Source organism: Enorma phocaeensis (assembly GCF_900186505.1).
GTDB classification, from domain to species: Bacteria; Actinomycetota; Coriobacteriia; order Coriobacteriales; family Coriobacteriaceae; genus Enorma; species Enorma phocaeensis.
The window spans coordinates 883,502-902,042 of sequence record NZ_LT891970.1; the positions used below are offsets into that span (position 1 = coordinate 883,502).

At 61.6% G+C, this 18,541-nt stretch carries 14 protein-coding genes and 3 tRNA genes; 6 read left to right on the plus strand and 11 right to left on the minus strand.

The window, feature by feature from the left end:
- Positions 1–136 precede the first annotated feature (136 nt).
- The 5 genes from C1717_RS09950 to C1717_RS09970 all read right to left on the minus strand — a co-directional run bounded on the left by C1717_RS09950 (position 137) and on the right by C1717_RS09970 (position 8,467).
- Positions 137–2,479 carry an InlB B-repeat-containing protein gene (locus tag C1717_RS09950; RefSeq protein ID WP_146003694.1) on the minus strand — a complete coding sequence of 781 codons (2,343 nt, stop codon included), beginning with the start codon at positions 2,477–2,479 and terminating at the stop codon, positions 137–139.
- Between the two features lie 235 nt (positions 2,480–2,714).
- Positions 2,715–4,061 (minus strand): adenylosuccinate lyase, encoded by a 1,347-nt coding sequence (gene purB / locus C1717_RS09955; protein WP_102372998.1) that lies wholly within the window; start codon positions 4,059–4,061, stop codon positions 2,715–2,717.
- A gap of 322 nt (positions 4,062–4,383) precedes the next feature.
- Positions 4,384–4,842 (minus strand): IS200/IS605 family transposase, encoded by a 459-nt coding sequence (gene tnpA, locus C1717_RS09960; protein ID WP_077071246.1) that lies wholly within the window; start codon positions 4,840–4,842, stop codon positions 4,384–4,386.
- Between the two features lie 292 nt (positions 4,843–5,134).
- Positions 5,135–5,593 carry an IS200/IS605 family transposase gene (tnpA, locus tag C1717_RS09965; protein ID WP_102371427.1) on the minus strand — a complete coding sequence of 153 codons (459 nt, stop codon included), beginning with the start codon at positions 5,591–5,593 and terminating at the stop codon, positions 5,135–5,137.
- A 216-nt stretch (positions 5,594–5,809) separates the two neighbouring features.
- A complete protein-coding gene (locus C1717_RS09970) occupies positions 5,810–8,467 on the minus strand; it encodes an InlB B-repeat-containing protein (protein ID WP_102372999.1) in 2,658 nt (885 codons plus the stop codon).
- Between the two features lie 624 nt (positions 8,468–9,091).
- Here C1717_RS09970 and C1717_RS09980 point away from each other — a divergent pair.
- From C1717_RS09980 to C1717_RS10005, 5 genes are all read left to right on the plus strand, one after another.
- A complete protein-coding gene (locus tag C1717_RS09980; RefSeq protein ID WP_102373000.1) occupies positions 9,092–9,430 on the plus strand; it encodes a hypothetical protein in 339 nt (112 codons plus the stop codon).
- Positions 9,431–9,604: 174 nt separating this feature from the next.
- A complete protein-coding gene (locus tag C1717_RS09985) occupies positions 9,605–10,846 on the plus strand; it encodes an RNA-binding domain-containing protein (protein ID WP_219722315.1) in 1,242 nt (413 codons plus the stop codon).
- 204 nt (positions 10,847–11,050) lie between these two features.
- Entirely contained in the window at positions 11,051–11,239 is a 189-nt protein-coding gene (locus C1717_RS09990; RefSeq protein ID WP_146003695.1) for an aldo-keto reductase family protein, read from the plus strand.
- Positions 11,240–11,803: 564 nt separating this feature from the next.
- Positions 11,804–12,061 (plus strand): IS3 family transposase, encoded by a 258-nt coding sequence (locus C1717_RS09995; RefSeq protein ID WP_146003696.1) that lies wholly within the window; start codon positions 11,804–11,806, stop codon positions 12,059–12,061.
- Between the two features lie 300 nt (positions 12,062–12,361).
- A tRNA-Gly gene (locus C1717_RS10005) sits at positions 12,362–12,436 on the plus strand.
- A 337-nt stretch (positions 12,437–12,773) separates the two neighbouring features.
- Here the strand turns inward: C1717_RS10005 and C1717_RS10010 are convergent.
- The 4 genes from C1717_RS10010 to C1717_RS10025 all read right to left on the minus strand — a co-directional run bounded on the left by C1717_RS10010 (position 12,774) and on the right by C1717_RS10025 (position 16,557).
- Entirely contained in the window at positions 12,774–14,075 is a 1,302-nt protein-coding gene (locus C1717_RS10010) for a putative ABC transporter permease (RefSeq protein ID WP_102373003.1), read from the minus strand.
- Between the two features lie 103 nt (positions 14,076–14,178).
- Complete coding sequence (locus C1717_RS10015; RefSeq protein ID WP_245859666.1) at positions 14,179–15,138, minus strand: class B sortase; 960 nt, start codon at positions 15,136–15,138, stop codon at positions 14,179–14,181.
- Positions 15,139–15,433: 295 nt separating this feature from the next.
- Positions 15,434–15,904: a 5-(carboxyamino)imidazole ribonucleotide mutase gene (gene purE / locus C1717_RS10020; RefSeq protein ID WP_102373005.1), complete on the minus strand. Its 471-nt coding sequence runs from the start codon at positions 15,902–15,904 to the stop codon at positions 15,434–15,436.
- A gap of 182 nt (positions 15,905–16,086) precedes the next feature.
- Positions 16,087–16,557, minus strand: a complete 471-nt coding sequence (locus tag C1717_RS10025) for a PTS sugar transporter subunit IIA (RefSeq protein ID WP_102373006.1) — start codon at positions 16,555–16,557, stop codon at positions 16,087–16,089.
- A 165-nt stretch (positions 16,558–16,722) separates the two neighbouring features.
- Here C1717_RS10025 and C1717_RS10030 point away from each other — a divergent pair, with 165 nt between their 5' ends.
- Positions 16,723–17,829 carry an IS110 family RNA-guided transposase gene (locus C1717_RS10030; protein ID WP_102371612.1) on the plus strand — a complete coding sequence of 369 codons (1,107 nt, stop codon included), beginning with the start codon at positions 16,723–16,725 and terminating at the stop codon, positions 17,827–17,829.
- Positions 17,830–18,183: 354 nt separating this feature from the next.
- On the opposite strand, the gene C1717_RS10035 is transcribed toward C1717_RS10030, so the two are convergent.
- Positions 18,184–18,259, minus strand: a tRNA-Ala gene (locus C1717_RS10035).
- A gap of 62 nt (positions 18,260–18,321) precedes the next feature.
- Positions 18,322–18,398 (minus strand) — tRNA-Ile (locus tag C1717_RS10040).
- Positions 18,399–18,541 lie beyond the last annotated feature (143 nt).

The window sequence follows — 18,541 nt, forward strand, 5'->3', positions numbered from 1 at the left end:
ACAGGGCGCGGACCAGCCAAAAAGCAGATTGGATCGCACGAATAGCCGGCGCAGGGCGTTGACGCGCCCGGCTGCACCAGCCGGCCTGGCTCGCCTTTCAGCCACGGACGCGTGCCTCCTTGGCAGCGGATGCTCTCTATACCCTATTCGACATACGGCGGCTCCTCAGGAGCACAGCACCCAGGCCCACCGATATTCCGCCAAGCCCCATGCATGCAGCGACGACCGCAGAAAGCGGATCTCCCGTTGAGGCAAGCAAGCCCCCAGTACCCTCGGGCTGCCCGTCACCGGGCTGATTGCTTTGGCCTCCGTGGACAGAGTCGCCTTGAGAGCCGCTTCCCGTACCACCTTCGTCGCTGGATCCGCCCTGGCCCTCAGCGGCGATGGTCACCTCGCGCTCAACCTCCATGCGGGTGTACCCCACGACGGTACCGTCCTTTGCCCGGACCAACGCAGCGGGCAGAACGGCGCGGACCACGTACGTGCCGGGTGCTGAGGGCAGGCCATCCGTGAACGGGACGCTTCCCGCCGCATCGGCGGCACGGTAGGACAAGATCACCTCATCCGCCACGTCTTCCTCCCCGCGCTTGGCTGCAACCGTCGCGGAGATGGGCTCGCCGTCGTACACAGGATTTTGCTCGAGCTCGAGGGCCAGCGAAGGATCGCGCACCTCATTGCATGCCTCGCTCACCGCCTGCCTGCACCGCTCGCAGGTGTAGACCAAGCTGTCGTTCTCGATGCGCGCATCGGAACCGGCATCGTGCATCAACTCGACTTTACCTGAATACAGGCGATCGTCGGTGCAGAGCGTGCGGATAACGCCATAGTTGTAGAACTCCACATCGCTTGAGAACGTCACATCCTCGCCGACCACGAGCACGGAGCTATCGTTGAGAGCGATTCCTGAGAGATAGCCAGTCGACACATCGACGTGCTCGAGCGTAAGCGTCTGTCTGTCGAGATACATATCTCGTACTGATATCGCACCGTTTCGTATGGTCGATGTTCCTCCCGGCGCTTCATTCAAGTGCACCGACCGCCCCGACAGATCGAGAACCACATCGCTCGCGCGGTAAGCATAGATGGTCCAGTTGCCTCCGTAGGGATAAGTCTCGGAAAGCGTGATGGTGCAGTTGCTGCAACCATCAAGATCTAGAGGACGGTCTCGCTCTGCCACCGCGATCCTGCCCTCGGTGCCATCTTCGTATGTCACGGTCGCCTGAACGTATACGTACACCGCGCGGATCCTGACGTAGCCGTCCGGCATGGAAAACGTAGTGGTTGCGCTGCCGGCATCTGCAAATGCCACGTCGCTGCCATGGGTGACTTCCCAATGATCGAACACGCGGCCGTCATCGAACTCATCCGCCGTGATGGTCACCGTGTCGCCCGCCCCATAGGGACCGGTGCCGCTACCGCTCGTCACCTCTACATATTGGTTGAGAATCGTACCCGATCCGTCTACCTCGCCAAGTGGGCCGCCGTTCCAGATCGTGCCGTTGTTGATCAGCTGGCCCTCGACGACGATGCCCCCGTTGTTGTAGATGATCCCGTCGTTGGTCAACGTGGTCCCTTGGGGAATCGTGAGCGTCGCACCGTCATTCACCGTGAGCGTCCCGTTGCTGGGAGCGGTCACATTAAAAGGCATGCTCGTGTCGCTGTACACAACGAAGTTGGAGCCGTTGTCCGTGCTCACCATGCCACCTGTAGGCGCGTTCCCCTCCCAAGCACCGGTGACGACGTATCCACCGGTGATGGTCGAATTATGGGTGTAATATATCCCTGCATCCCCGATCGAGGAGGCATACACCGCTCCACCTGTTATGGAGATATCCCACGCAGATCCGTGTCCGCTTGCACCGATTCCCGACGACATCCAGTCCGCTGCACTCGCATGCACCGTACCGCCTGCGATGGTGATGCCCTTGCAGTCTCCGTTCCCACGATCAACGGTGCTGGTGTCAGCGGCACCGATGGCAGACGCCCACCTGCCACTCGTCGTCACCCGAAGCACACCTTCGGTCGAACCGTCGCCCGAGGCGCTCGTGATCTTGAGCTTCGCAACATCGGGGTCATCGCCCCTCTGCCCATTGCTCTTTTCGATTCCCGCAGCGATATCGCCCGAAGCGCTCAGAGTGTTCTCGCCCGCAAGCCTAATCACCACGTTGGACGTGGCATGGTTGTCGATCTCGATGGGTGAGCGGTTCTTCACCGTCGTGGCGATGTTCACGCCATCGAGCGTCAGCTCGATGGGAACGCTTCCATCGGTCCCGCGGATGTAGATCGCATCGTTGGTCGAGGTCGACGGGTTGGTGTTGGAGACCGTGAGCGACCCGCTCGTCACCCTGAGGCGTCGGCCATCCTCGTCCCAGCTCACGTCAGCGGTCTCGTCCGCCCCCGTCTTCACCGTGAAATCACCGAACTGCCGGGTCTCGTTGGATGCCAGCGTCTCGGCATAGATTGTGGAGGGTGCCGCCATGAAGATTAGCAGCGCAGTCGCACAGGCTATCACGGCGGCGGCCAACCAGCAGCTACGCCTTCCTTTCCGATTTACGTCTGCATGACCCAGCGCACCCATGGGCACCCTCTTCCATCTCAAAACCGACAGATACGAATCTCGTTCGTGCAAAGTATACCGAGGAACATAACGTGGGGGCTCCGCATCATAAGAATGAGAGCCCCCACATACAATCGTTCACGTTGTCAGGCAAGCCTTACGCGAAGCTCAGCTCCTCGAGACGGTCGAAGACGCGATCGATGCGCGTGAGGAAGTCCCACGGATCGAAGATCTCGTCGAGCTTCTCGGCCGTCACGGTACAGCGCGGGTCGGCTTCGAGCTTCTCACGGAACGTCGTGCCCTGCTCACACTGCTGCACCTCGCGCCATGTTGCCATGGCGTTCTCCTGCACGATGGCGTACGCCTCCTCGCGCGTGATGCCCGTATCCACGAGCGCGAGCAGCACCTTTGAGGAGAAGATGAGGCCGCGCGTCTTGTTGAGGTTGGCCTTCATCTGCTCCGGGTAGAGGATGAGCCCGTCCACGATGCGGATGAGGCACTGGAACATGTGGTCCAGCGCGATGAAGCTGTCGGCCTGGGCCACGCGCTCGGCGGAACTGTGGCTTATGTCGCGCTCGTGCCAGAGCGCCACATTATCGAAGGCCACCTGCGCATTGGCCTTCACCACGCGCGAGAGGCCGCAGACCTTCTCGAGCGTGATGGGGTTGCGCTTGTGCGGCATGGCGGAGCTGCCCTTCTGACCCTTCTTGAACGGCTCCTCCGCCTCGAGGGTATCGGTCTTCTGGAGGTTGCGGATCTCCGTGGCGATGCGCTCGCAGGTAGCGGCGGTGGTGGCGAGGACGCCCGCCAGGTAGGCATGGTGGTCGCGGCTGATGACCTGGGTGGACAGCGGATCGTGCACGAGGCCCAGATGCTCGCAGACGTACTCCTCCACGAAGGGGTCGATGGAGCTGTAGGTGCCCACCGCACCGGAGATGGCGCCGAAGGCAACGTTCTTGCGAGCGTCGATCAGGCGGTCGAGGTCGCGCCTGAGCTCCCAGGCCCAGCTGCCGAACTTCATGCCGAAGGTCATGGGCTCGGCGTGGATGCCGTGGGTGCGGCCCACGCAAAGGGTGTTGCGCTCCTCGAAGGCGCGGCGCTTGCAGATCTCACCGAGCTTGCGGCAGTCCTCGATGAGGATGTCGGTCGCCTGGACGAGCTGGTAGCAAAGGGCGGTGTCGCCCAGGTCGGACGAGGTCATGCCGTAGTGCACCCAGCGACTGGGCTTGGGCTCGCCTTCGGGGACGTCCTTGTCGATGTACTCGCCCATGTTGGTGAGGAAGGCGATGACGTCGTGGTTGGTGACGGTCTCGATGGCGTCGACCTCTTCCTTGTTGAAGGAGGCGTGCTCGCGGATGTAGGCCGCCTCCTCCTTGGTGATGCCGATCTTGCCCATCTCGGCGTGAGCCTCGCAGGCGAGCACCTCGATCTCCTGCCAGATGGCGTACTTGTTCTCGAGCGAGAAGATGTGGCCCATCTCCGGGCGGGTATAGCGATCGATCATGCGGTGCTCCTTTTGCTCTGGGCGCGCGGGCGCGGCGCGCCGTGCTCGTTCACCTCAGATTCTACCGCAGGCCACGCGCGTGCAGACATTTCACTCAAAGTATGGGTGAGGGGCGCGCCGTGACGGCGGCCGCGACGGAACCTGATGGGGATCGGATGGATCGGCGGTGAAAAAGAAAAATCAGGACCACCCGCATAGCGGGTGGTTTGCTCTTAGGGTGTAACCCTAGGGGCCCAGGCCAGGGACTCAAGTCCCTGGCCTGAACGAAGTTCAGGCCCGATAGCCCCTTGACTCGTGGCACGCCCGTCGAACGGGCGGGCCGCTACCCCCTACCGAACGGGTCCTCGTACTCCTTCACGCTCAGCCTGTCCAGCGCGATGTCGGCGGCCTCCTGCTCCCTGATGTACTTGGCGATCGTGGCCTCGTTCAGGCCGACGGTGGACACGTAGTAGCCCTCCGCCCAGAACTTCCTGTTCCCGAACTTGTACTTGAGGTTCGCGTGCCGGTCGAACATCATCAGCGAGCTCTTCCCCTTCAGGTAGCCCATGAAGCTCGACACGCTGATCTTGGGCGGGATGCTGACCAGCATGTGCACGTGGTCCGGCATCAGGTGCCCCTCTATGATCTCCACCCCCTTCCAGCGGCAGAGCTGCCTGAGGATCTCCCCGAGGTCCTTGCGGTATTGGTTGTATATCGCCTTCCTTCTATACTTCGGTGTGAACACGATGTGGTACTTGCAGAGCCACTTCGTGTGCGCGAGGCTGTTGGCCTTCTGCGCCATGGCTATCACCCTCCTCTTGGGGCTGGCGACCTGAACAATCACCATCCTAGGAGGAGGGCGGCCCGTTGCGTAGCATCAGTGGGATCCACCCGCGTAGCGGGTGGTTTTCAGTGGCGCGCTGCGCGCGCCACAGGGTTGATGACCCTTGAAGCAGGACCACCCGCATAGCGGGTGGTTTGCTCTTAGGGTGTAACCCTAGGGGCCCAGGCCAGGGACTCAAGTCCCTGGCCTGAACGAAGTTCAGGCCCGATAGCCCCTTGACTCGTGGCACGCCCGTCGAACGGGCGGGCCGCTACCCCCTACCGAACGGGTCCTCGTACTCCTTCACGCTCAGCCTGTCCAGCGCGATGTCGGCGGCCTCCTGCTCCCTGATGTACTTGGCGATCGTGGCCTCGTTCAGGCCGACGGTGGACACGTAGTAGCCCTCCGCCCAGAACTTCCTGTTCCCGAACTTGTACTTGAGGTTCGCGTGCCGGTCGAACATCATCAGCGAGCTCTTCCCCTTCAGGTAGCCCATGAAGCTCGACACGCTGATCTTGGGCGGGATGCTGACCAGCATGTGCACGTGGTCCGGCATCAGGTGCCCCTCCATGATCTCCACCCCCTTCCAGCGGCAGAGCTGCCTGAGGATCTCCCCGAGGTCCTTGCGGTATTGGTTGTATATCGCCTTCCTTCTATACTTCGGTGTGAACACGATGTGGTACTTGCAGAGCCACTTCGTGTGCGCGAGGCTGTTGGCCTTCTGCGCCATGGCTATCACCCTCCTCTTGGGGCTGGCGACCTGAACAATCACCATCCTAGGAGGAGGGCGGCCCGTTGCGTAGCATCAGTGGGATCCACCCGCGTAGCGGGTGGTTTTCAGTGGCGCGCTGCGCGCGCCACAGGGTTGATGACCCTTGAAGAAAACGGGGCGGCCGAAGCCGCCCCGTCGCTCTCCTTCGCGCGTGCGCACCGGTGCAAGCGAGCGCTACCTCATGCGGCGGCGCATCGCGCCGGCGAGGCCGAGCGCACCGGCACCCGCGGCCGCGATCACCGCGGTCACAAGCGGAACCATGTCGCCGGTACTCGTGAGCGTCTCATCTGCGGGAGTCTGGGGCTCCTCTTCGCCGAAGATGGAGGGGGCGTCCTTGCTCCACTTGGCATACAGCGTGATGTCCCCGGTCACCGGCGCGCTGAAATCATACGGGGTGGTGAGGCTCGCGTCGGCGTACCATCCCTCGAACGTCCAGCCCGCGCAAACCGGCTCGGCGGGCCGCGCAACGGTTGTGCCGTTCTCGACCTCGACGACCGTGTTCTCGGTCGAGGCCAGGCAATCATCGAAGGTCACGGTGTGGATGATGGTGGTGACCTTGCCTCCGACCTGCTGGGCGAACCCCTCGGCGGCATCCTTATCGGCAAACACCCAGGTGTTTCCCTGCCTGTCAACGACGGCGTGCGCGCCACCGTTTTCAAGAGCCTCGTCCGTGGAGGGGAAGATGTCGTAGGGCGTCGCGCCGCCGTTCACGGCCACCGCAGCGCCGGGCGCGAGGTAGTCTCCGACCGCACGGTCGCTGAACGATCCGCCGGAGACGAAGCCCTTGCCGTTCTCGTCCTTGAAGTTATCCGAGCGCAGGGCGCCCACGAACTCGCCGCCGGTGATGGACATCTCGATCAGATCGATGGACTCCTGATCGTTGCCCATGACGTTGTGCTGGATGAACGCAGTATTCGCCTCGATGGTGCCGCCGTTCACGGTCACCTTGACAGGCAGCTTGGTGGAGTGCTGCGCGACGATGATACCGCCGCCGTCGACGGAGTTGCCGCCGCCAATCTGATCCTTGCGATAGACGATAGTCTGGCTGGTATCGCCCTTGATGGTGCCGCCGTTGACGGTGAGCTCGCCGGCACGGATCTCAACGCCGCTGCAACCATCGAGCGTGCCACCGTTGATGACGAGCTTGCCGTACTGAGGATGATAGATTGCCGGGCCGGCCTCGCTTATGAGCGTGCCGCCGTTGACGGTGATGAGCGTGTTGTCCTTCGTGCCGTCGCCGTTGCCGCTCACCGCGAAGGCACGCGCCTCGACGGTGGCGCCCTCGTTCACCGTGAGCTTGGTGGCGGTCGCCTCGTCGAAGACGGCACCTTGGGCGCTACCGTAGACCGTGATGCCGTAGATGTAACCGTCGTTGCCGGAAACGGGCGAGCTGTTGATGGCCGCGCCGTCATTCAAGGTGAGCTCGGCGCCGCTTAGCACGCGCATGCCGTAGCCATCACCCGACTTCGGGACCTCGACCGTGAGGGTTGCATCTTCCATGGTGAGCGCGGTGCCCTGGCCGGTAATCACGACGGCGAACGTGCGCGCAATCTGGCAGGTGTCGACGATGGTGCCATTCTTGATGGTGCTTGAGCCGTCCGTGAAGGTGATGCCGGCGTCGTCCTGCTTCTCCTTGCCCGTAAGCGAGAGCGTGTGGCCGCCGAGATCGATGGTGATGCCCTTGTCGATCGTCACGGGCGCGGTCGAGGCATCCGCGAGCAGCGTCACCGTCTGGCCATCCTGAGCCTTAGCGACCGCCTCCTCGAAGGACTGGTAGCCCACACCGTTGACGGTGGCGACGTCCGGAAGCTCCACGACGAGGCCGTTCTCGTCCTGCGTGACGCCCTCGACCAGGAACGCATCAACTTCGCTCGAGAACGTGCCACCGGAGATGCTGGGAACAGACGGGTACTTATCATCATCCGGGATGACGAGCTCTCCGGTGAACGTGCCGCCCTTCACATCGATGCTGCCTCCCTCTCTGGCGCCCAGCGGGTAGGTGAAGAGAACGCCGGTGTCGCTCGCCGTGAAGGTGCCGCCGGTAATGGTGAGCTGGCCAGCATCGGCATCATCGGAGAGGTAGCCGTTTGCAAGCACGCCCGTTGAGGCGTTGTTGACCGTGAAAGTGCCGCCCGAAATGGTCGCCCTGTGCCAGTTGAGGACCGTGGGGCCATTGGTGTTGGAGAAGTCGCCGCCCGAGATCTCAAGCACGCCGAAGTCGTCGTTCTTGACGGTGTTCATGCCGCCGGAGAACGTGCCGCCGTTGATCGTGAGCGTCACCTCGGCGCTCTGGGGACGCACGACACCGCAGTCGTTCGACGAATCGCCATAATAGCCGTTGTCGATCGCGCTCGAGCCAGCGTCTTTCTGCTCGAGCGAGAACCCGGCGTTGATCGTCATGGAGCCGAGGTTCTTGATGACGTACCACGTGTTTCCCGTGAAGGTCCCGCCGTTGAGCGTTGCGGTGCCCGTAGGCGAGTTGTAGATCGCGCCCTTGCCGGATACCGAGGCGCCGTTCACCGTACCGGGGCCCACGATGGTTAGGGTGCCGTGGTTGGTGATCGCATGATTGTCCACGGCGGTCACGTCACGCCCGTTCAGATCGATGGTCAGCGTCTTGCCCTCAGGGACCACGATGTCCTGGGCATCGTCGGTAAGCGTGACCGTACCGCCATTAGGCGCTTCCTTAATCGCCTCACTCACCGTATCATAAGGAGTGCCGTCTACCGTCGCCGCCTGTGCCCAAGCCGCCTTCGGCATAAACCCGATCACGGCTATGAGCAGTGCCGCGGCAAACGCCAGCAGGTGGCGCATTGCCCGATTCTTCTGCATAATCCTTCCCCTTCCATGCCGCTCGGCGCAGCGCAACAGATAGATGTGCCCTCAGGATACGCTCCCCCCTGATAAAAATGCAAGGGTGAACGCGCGATCGAGCGCGAATTCATGTCTGGAAGGTTCTGGTTTTGTCGCCTTGGCTAGAAGGGCGCGGAGGCCGTCGAGACACCAGATAGCCGTTTTAGCAATCCGCCCCAGCACCGGGACGTATAGTGCTGGGGCGGTATGTCGATTCCAGAGCGAGGCGGCGCCCACTCTTGAATCTCTTGATAGGGGTCGTGCTCCTACGGTTCATCCACTAGTCGGCGCATCTTGCCGGACGGGGCCAGAACGGCCTTGCAACAGGATGAGCCTAGATGGCGCACTTGCCGCCGTCGATGGCGATGGTCTGGCCGGTGAGGTACGAGGCGCTGTCGGAGGCGAGCAGCGTCACCAGACCGTCCATCTCCTCGGCTCATCCTGGACCGCCCCGAACATCGCATCACGGTCACCACGCTCTGCCGCGAAGCCGGTATCAATCGCTCGACGTTCTACGCCCACTATCGAACGATCGAGCAGGTCCTGGATGGGATGGAACGCGCGTTTGCCGAGCGCCTCCCCTTAATAAACGAGGACCACCCCATGAGCGAGAACCTCGACGAGTACGAGGGATTCCTCCGATACTGCCGCACCCATAGCGCCCGATTCATCGCTCTGAGACGCACCGGAAAGCTCGAGGGCTCGATGCTCCTCCGTGCTGAAACGCTCGATCTGAGCACCCATCGCATGCCGGGCAGGCGCAACGACGAGATGCATCGCCTGCTCGTGAGCTATGCCGTGGAGGGGACGCTCGCCGTGATCGAACGACGGCTGACCGAGCCGGAACCGCTGACCCCGGAGCATCTCTCCCATGTCCTTCTGGGGGCGACCCTCTCCCTCGACACCGTCGAATCTTCCCTCGATCTTGAATCATTCGATTAGCGCCAGCGGATCCTGCAAGCCCCGGACCGCGGCGCTTCCATAATCGTCGCAGTCGATTTGCAATGATACGAGTAATCTACTCAGTTATAATGCAACGAAACAAATATCGTTTCAATTCAATTGCGACGATAAGGACCCGCGTGAAAGGATCTTCTCGTGGAAGAAACGAAATCGTTGGAGTTCAAACGCGAGCCTGCTCGTACGTTTCTCAAAACGGTAAGCGCTTTCGCGAATTACGGTACGGGGGAAATTCTCTTTGGAGTCGAAGACGACGGTTCCGTTACGGGGGTTGAGGATGTCGCGCACATGCGCCTGGCAATCGAAAACGCTCTCAACGATAGCATGAGCCCCGTGCCTCGATTTAGCATCGAGCGCCGGGTGATTTCCGGTCTTCCTGTCGTTGCTCTCACGGTGTTCGAGGGTGAAAACAAGCCGTATCTCTATCGCGGAAAGGCCTATCGAAGGAACGATACGGCAGATGTGGAAGTCGACCGCATCGAGTTCAACCGGTTGGTACTTGAGGGACGACATCTCACATTCGATGAGGTTTCCAGCAAGGAGCAGGTGCTCTCCTTTGAGATCTTAGGGGCGGAGCTCCGGGAACGTGTCGGGGTAGAGACTATGAGCACCGACATACTCAGAACGCTTGGTCTGTACACGGCAGGCGGCGGATACAGCAATGCGGCAGCGATGCTCGCCGATAAGAACGCGCTGCCCGGCATCGATGTCGTTCGTTTCGGCTCGAATATCAGCGAGATTCGCGATAGAGAGCGTTTTATCGGAATATCGGCGCTCAGCCAACTACATGGGGCGCTCGATATGTACCGTAAGTACTACCAATATGAGGTGATCGACGGCGCGCTGAGGACGACGAGGCAGATGGTCCCGGAAGAGGCGTTCAGAGAAGCGGTCGCAAACGCCCTGATTCACCGTCGATGGGATATCCCGGCAAACATCCAGATTTCCATGGAATCGGGTAGCGTCACTGTGTCATCTCCTGGAGGGCTCCCTTCGGGTATCACCTTTGGGGAATACCTTAGCGGGCATGTTTCCGTGTTGCGAAACCCTATTATTGCCAACGTGTTCTATCGTCTCGACTATGTCGAGATATTCGGTACGGGCGTAGAGAGAATCATGGCGGCATACGATGAGATGCCGGTAAAACCGCAGTTTTCCGTGTCGGATAACCTGCTGACCGTTGAGTTGCCGGTTATAGATCAGGGTATGGCGCTCACGCTGGAGGAGGGGCGGGCGCTTTCCGCGTTCGCGCAGGGCAGAGTTCTTTCCCGTAAGGAATTTGAGGATATGCTCGGTGTGAGCCGAGCGAAGGCAGGACGACTGCTGAACGCGCTCGTGGCGCGGGGCCTTGTCAGGCGCAGCGGCTCGGGTAGGGCGACCCGCTATGCGACGAGATAGGCACCGCTCGTGTGAGTGTATCTAGTCAAGTCGTTTGAGCAGCATGTGCATAAAGACCTGAGCAGCGCCCGCACGCGACAGAAAACATGTACATGAGCGCCATCTTCTGCCCGAAATAGGCCCTTCCGCGCCGCTCATGTACATGTTTTGCCGCATCACGGCGACAACATCAGCGTAATCGGCCTCGGGGCAGGCAGCCTGCGCGTGTCCGAACCGGCAGAGATCGAGCGCACCGTGGAGGCCGCCATCGAAGCTGGCATCAACCACTTCGACTACGTCACCACCAACGACAAGCTGTTCGAACCCATGGCGCGAGCTATCCGTCGCCATCGTGCTGAGGTCCACCTACAGGTGCATCTGGGGGTGGACTATCGCGGTCACGAGTACGCGTGAACAACCGACCCCAAAGCAGCCATCAGCGAATTTGATCAGCGGCTACGCACCCTCGGAACCGACTACGCCGTTTTGGCTTTATCCACTGCATCGATGGGGATGCCGACCTCGACCGCGTTATGAACGGCGGCACATGGGGTTACGCGCTCACGCAGAAGCAGGCGGGTGTGGGCATTTCTGTCATGAAGCCGTTTGCGGGTGGCCAGCTGCTCGACGCTCTCCAGTCGCCGTTTTGCCGGGCGCTCACCCGCGTACAGTGCATTCAGTATGCGCTCGACCGCCCCGGCGCTCTCACGGTGCTGCCCGGCGTGCGCGGATTGGGTGACCTTGAGATCCTCGCATATGTCGATGCGACGCCCGAGGAACGCGACTACTCCGTGCTAGCGGACATGGCACCCGAGTCGCGCGCCGTGAGCTGCATGTACTGCAACCATTGCCAGCCCTGCCCAGCAGGCATCCAGATTGGAACGGTGAACAAGTACTACGACCTCGCGTGCCTGGGCGACAAGCGTCCACCACTCCAACCACGGCTCGCAGTACGCCTCGCTGCTGCTCGGGAAGACCATGCGCGACGCGGGGATCGAGCCGTCAATGGGCTCGACATCGTCGCTGTGGGACTACGCGGCCATGGAGTCGCTCATGGGGCTCATCAAGGCCGAGTGCGTCCACGCGCACACCTTCGAGACGCGCGAGCGGGCAGCGCTGGAGATATTCGACTACATCGAGGCGTTCTACAACAGGGCGCGGATCCGCTCCGCGCTCGGCGACCTCAGCCCCGAGGAGTTCGAGGCGAGGCATATGGAGGAAGCTGCGGCGGCGTAGAGGGTGTAAACGGAGTCGGGGTAGATTCAGATTCACCCTCAACCTCGCCTATGGGGAGAACATCAAGACCATCTCGGTCGTTCTTGGTTACGCTACCCCGTCGTACACCCTCGATCTCTACGTCGGATACATACCCCCAACGAACGCGGAGCTCTCGAACCGCTACATGGGCAGGGCCGAGGCGGTTGCCGCGTAAGCCATTTTCGTGCTGATCGCACCCGTTTACGCGGCGATGCCTTGTCCCGCGAAAACTGGCACGGTATACTATCCCCTGCGCCGGTTCTTCCGGCTATCACATATGCGGGCATCGCCAAGTGGTAAGGCATCAGCTTCCCAAGCTGACACTCGCGGGTTCGAGTCCCGTTGCCCGCTCCAGACCTCTCACGGCACCGGTAACGGTGCCGTTTTGTTATCGTTCCGTTTCCGCATTTTCTCAGTAGTTATCGCAACTTTTCAGCATTCTGTTTTTGTTAATCGTAGACTATCTTCATTTATTTCTTATATTTTAATATTATCTACGATTTGAAAATACGCTCAGCATTATTGTTACGATATCGTATTCTCTTCTGCATTATTCTTACGACGCCCGATCCTATCACGCGCGCCTCTTAGTTCTGAAGCGCGCGTGATGGTAGCAGAGGCGTTTCCGGCTCGCCCACATAGCAAAGCCGCATCGCCTTCCATAATCCGCTAGGCAAACCGAAGACCTCCTCTAAAGCTCGGCGATCGCACCTTCATCCACGCGGCTCGTATCCTCGGGATGGATCGTCATGCTTTGAAACCGGTTCTCCATGTACTCGTTGCCAAAATGCTCAGCATAGAAGTCCTCGACCGGAGTGTTCCATGCCGTTCCGGACACCCGCTCGAACCAGCAATCGAGCGCCTGCAACGTCATGACCGCGTTGACCAGCATGAGCACCGCGACGAGCGAGGTGAGCGAGTAGCGAATCTTCCATGGAATCATGTTGATGAGACGGAGTAGCCACGGAAGGCATGCCTTGATCCAGACGAACCCGAGGATGCCCCACATGCACATGAAGGGAGTGCTCGTGCGCCCTTCAAAGAGAACGGCGATTGGATCTGGCATGCCGCATAGCGTTATGCCCGTGTAGTCCCACGCGACGGCGCCAAACGAGGTCTGCATGAACCAGCTCACGAACGCCTCGAACACGCCACCGATAATCGCAGATACCACGAAGATGATGACGGGGTTCGCACGATAGAACCGGTTGAGCGCGATGGTGAGCAAAACCGCTCCGACGCCGTAGATCGGTGAGAATGGTCCGAAAAGCAGGCCTGCCCGGTCTTGGTACACACCGGGATCTACGACCACCATATGGTAGACGATCTCGATGATGAGACCGAGGATGCTGCAGACAAAGAACACCCAGAACAGGTTGAAGAAGTTGAGCTCTATGTATCCTTTGCCCTCGGGATCCCGCCCCAGCATGCCCTCCTCTGCCGCATCGCGATCCTCTTGGATGCGAAGCTTGCGCTGAAGCTCGCGCTCCTGGTGCAAGGAGGGGTCAATGGTCACGGAAAGCGTCAGCAGTATCACGAGCTGCACGGCATCGTTGATGAGGTTCGGCCCGATTCCTTGGAGCATCACCGCGCAAAGCATGCCGATGAGCGTCGTTGCTATGAGCACGTACGACCATCGCGCGGCATGGCGTCGCCGATCTCGAATGAGCGATCGCCCGAAGATGACGAGCCCGACACCGTTCACCAGGGCAATGAGTACGCTTATCACAATGATGACCATGGGCACCGTAGGATTGTCGCCCACGGTGACGGCAACGGGACTGGCGAAGACCGCAAGCGCCACCAACCCGATGAACAGCGCGATGAGCGGCGCGGTTATCACACCGTCGAGAAGGCACAAGAACCCGTAGATCTTGATGAACAGGGGTACTTCGCGCTTCTCATCGGACGATGGAGTTTGCGGATCGAGGCCGTTGTCCGCGGGAACACTGTTGGAAGTGGATGCGAGATCTGCGCTCGGCGTGGTGGTCATGGATGGCTCCCGCAAAATGAACGAAACCAGTACCTGCATGGGGTGTAGACGGAGCCGGACGCTGTGCCGGGCCTTCTATCTCATGTCTTCCTTGAGCCGTCAGCTAGGCTTCTGCCCCGTCATCGATTACGGTCATCGTCTCCGCGATCGTGCAGATCATGACGGCGCGGTGATCCGCGGGCGCCATGCCACTGCATGTCACAAGGGCAAGCACCTGATCGGCTGAGGCGATGCGCTCATCAGCGTCAGCAGCCTCAGCCTGAGCGTATGTGCGCAGGTCTTCGAGATAGCTCCTCAGCGTCGCCTGCTCGCCGAAATTCTCCTGCCGCGCGGCGACGTATGTATCATCCACGCGCGCGGTGAACAGCGGCGTGAGACGGTACGTCGCCTCGGGCGTGAGGTAGTAGACCGTGTCCATCTCGTCAAAGTTCGCTTGGTCAAGCGTCTGCTCGATGGGATCGAACATGGAGCCGTCGCTCATGTGATGGCCGTAAACCGTGGTTTGCTGCCCAACCATACCGGGGGCGGTTTGATCGCTGTCAAGCATGATGCTGCCGGAGTTGTTCCACGTGCCGTCAGGGAGCGCCCTCAAATATTGGTCGTTCGTCTCCCCTTGGACAACGGGATAGCTGATATCGGTACCAGGGATGTAGATCCAAGCGACGATGTCCTCGCTCTCCTCGGCAAGCGCCGCCCAGTCGACCACGGGTATGCCATCTCCATTGGAATCATCGACCGTGACATAGGCGCTAAGGCCCTCATACGTGTCTGCTGCCTGGCGATACCCCAGCTGAGCGAAGATGAAGATACCCCCTGCAACCAAAAGCAGCACGATACCGATGCCGATAAGAACACGCGAGATGATATCGCGGCCCGATCCTCTGCGGTTGGCGCGCGCCGGTCCGCGATCGCCGCGACCCGCGTTGCGACCGGCCCGATCGCGTTCGCGCCCTGCTTGGGAGCCATAGGAAGAAGGCCGATAGGGACGGGGCGGCTTGGCTCCCCCGGTAATGGAACGCAGCTGCTCGCGAGGTGCCTCCGCATCCCGCGCGGGAGCCTTCATATGGTTACCACGTACACGGGGCACGGGATTCGGAGGAACAGCAGCCGAACCACGCGAAGCAGACGTGGGAGCGCCATGGTTTCCCAGCGGGCGAGCTGAAGCTCCTCCCCTCAGGGCGTGGCTGGCTGGCAAATCGGTGGCAGACGAGCGAGCTGCAGCATGAGGCATCGACTTATGGGCCCCGTCCCCATCACTGCTCGCCTTGAAGCGCTTGCCCTGATATTCAGCCATCCCGTTCTCCCCTTTATATCCTCGTGCGGTGCGAACACAAGTCGCCGGTGCTCAGCGGCGCTTCCTACGCCTCGGCCATCTCCTGCTTCATGTTCTTGATGACGTCGAGGTATTCAGGCATTCCGGCGCCGAGAATCTGGGTCGCGAAGATGGCGGCGTTCTTGGCGCCGTTGATGGCAACGCAGGCTACAGGTACCCCCGAGGGCATCTGCACCATGGAGAGCAGGGAGTCCAACCCGCCGAGATCGCTCGTCTTCATGGGCACGCCGATCACCGGCAACGGAGTTGACGCCGCGACCACACCGCCGAGATGCGCCGCCTTACCGGCAGCGGCGATGATCACGCGCAGGCCACGGTCTGCCGCGGTCTGAGCCCACTCGTGCACTTTCTGCGGGTTGCGGTGGGCGCTCGCGATCACGAGTTCGTACGGGACGCCGAGCTTCTCGAGCTCGGCCGTGCAACCCTCCATAACCGGAAGGTCGGACTTGGACCCCATGATGATGCCAACCAGCGGAGTGCGCTCCTGCTCTGCCATAATTCCTCCAAGCTCCTCAACATGACCGATAGGTTCGGTCAAAGGCCGATGGTTTCAGTCGTTCTGTAATGGTACCCCACCGATGGTACTCCACGGTATGGCTGCACCGCGCGCAATAGCGCACGCGTCGCCCCTGCATACAGCATGCACAGAAAGCTTCGCTGCTGGAGCCCCGCACAGTGCTACTCCATGCCGCCGAGCATCGAGGTGAGCAGCCCCTCAGGGGTGGTCTGGGCCTTGATCTTCTTAACGGAACCAGCATCGGTAAAAACGCCCATGAGCGCTTGGAGAGCCCTGACCTGGCTATCCTCATGTCCCTGCAGCCCTAGGTTCACGATGAGCTCAGCCTGAACAGGTGGGAGGCCGGCCATCCCCTCGAACTCGATGGGGTTCTTGGGTCTGATGATGGCGATGTAGGGCTTCTTGATATGACATGCTTCGACATGGGGGATGGCCACCCTGATGGACCCGCAGTCCAAGCCGGTCGGGTACAAGCGTTCGCGCTCCAAGATTGCGGTAAGCCACCCGTTTCCAACATAGCCTTGCGGTTCAAGCAGTTCACCTAAACGCTTGAACAGGTCGAAGCGATCAACCGCATCGAACTCGGTAAAGGTGAGTTCCGGTTTGAATAGCGTGGTATCGACAGCGGTCATGAGACACCTCCCGATAGGTCGTGTTCACCATCTTAGAGGATGCCCGCCTAAAGACGATATGAGCTGAACATTGAGCCCCTCCTCCTGTCGCAGGTCCGTGGGTCGGGCGACAATGGTCGTATCCCGCAACCGTGGCCGCGCGCCACATACGACAGAGGAGGGGCCATGTCCCATTATGTCACAGCCATCGGTCTCGACGTCCACGCCCGCAGCATCAAGGCCTTCGCCCTGAACCCGATGACAGGCGAGGCCGAGCGGGCCTCGTTCGGCTACGACCCGGCGGCGGTCGCCGAGTGGGCGCTCGGCTTCGAGTCCCCGAGGGCCGTCTACGAGTCCGGGGTCACCGGCTTCCACCTCTGCCGCGCCCTGCGCGCGCTCGGCCTGGACTGCGTCGTGGGCGCCGTCTCCAAGATGCAGCGGCCCGCCGCCGACAGGGGCAGGAAGACCGACAGGCGCGACGCCGAGTTCCTGGCGCGCCTGCTCGCGACCAGGAACGTCGTCGAGGTGTGGGTCCCCGACGAGCGCACCGAGGCCGCCCGCGACCTGTCGCGGGCCCTCGCCGACGCGCGCGACGACCTCCAGCGCGCCAAGCAGCGGATGTCGAAGTTCCTGCTGCGCCACGGCCACGTCTTCGACGAGTCGACGCCGACCGGGCGCAGGAGGGGCAACTGGACGCGCGCGTACTGGAAGTGGGCCGACGCGATCGAGTTCGACGAGCCCGATGACGCCGCCGCCTACGAGCACTACCGCGACTGCGTGAGGCGCTGCCAGGAGGCGCGCGACGAGCTGGCGGGGAAGGTCGCCGAGTCGGCCGGGAGGCCGGAGTGGAGGCCCGTCGTCGACGCCCTCAGGTGCGTGAAGGGCTTCGACGTCGCCACGGCGTTCCTGCTCGCCTGCGAGGCGGGCGACTTCTCCCGCTTCCCCACCGCCCCGTCCTTCGCGTCGTGGTGCGGCCTCACGCCCTCGGAGCACTCGAGCGGTGAGACGTCGTCGAAGGGCGGGATCACGCGGGCGGGCAACGCCCACGTGCGCTCCGCCCTCGTCGAGGCCGCCTGGCACGTGCCGATGTCCTCGCGCGACCCGAAGCCGCTCGCCCCGGGCCAGGAGGTCGCCCCCGCGGTGAGGAGGCACGCGACGAAGTGCAACCGCAGGCTCATCGACCGCAGGGAGGCGATGGCGGGGGCCGGCAAGCGCCCCGTCGTCGCCAACTGCGCCACCGCGCGCGAGATGGCGTGCTGGGCCTGGGCGATAGCGAGGATGGCCGCGGAGTAGCGGCCGCCCGAGCGAAACAGGGTCCGACCCCGGGGCCCGCCGCGTTCGAGGCCGTTGGGAGGCCACTCGAGTCTCTTTTTATGGGCAGCGGGGAACCGCCACGCCCGCCATACAGACTTCGGCCGAGGCCCCCAGCCGTAGCAACGAAATGCGCAGCCGACGAGGCCACGCGCGGATATTAGAATGCCGAACGTGCGTCGAACAGACACGCCCTCAAGCGGCGGCGCCCCCGGGTGAAGATAGGTAGGCCCGACCGGTCGCGGTAGCTCCGCGGGCGGTCGGGCCGGTTTTGCCTCTTGACAATGTTCAGCTCATATTAGAAAAGACCCCGCTTAGACGGGGTCGAAGAATCGATGGTGGAGGTAAGGGGGTTCGAACCCCTGGCCTCAGGCTTGCAAAGCCCGCGCTCTCCCAGCTGAGCTATACCCCCATCTAGGAATAAACACCCCAGCGGCGACTCGCTCTCGCTGGGGTGTTTATTGCGAAAGAAGATGGTGGACCTGACAAGATTCGAACTTGTGACCTCCCGGTTATCAGCCGGACGCTCTAACCAACTGAGCTACAGGTCCATCGCACTAGGAGATAATACCCCGCCCCCTCCGCACTCGTCAACACTTTTTTTCGATGATTCCAAATATGCGAATACCGTGGGGATTGTCTTGGTCAAGCGATGGCCTTGTTCACCAGCACGCAAGAGAGGTGGGCGATGTCA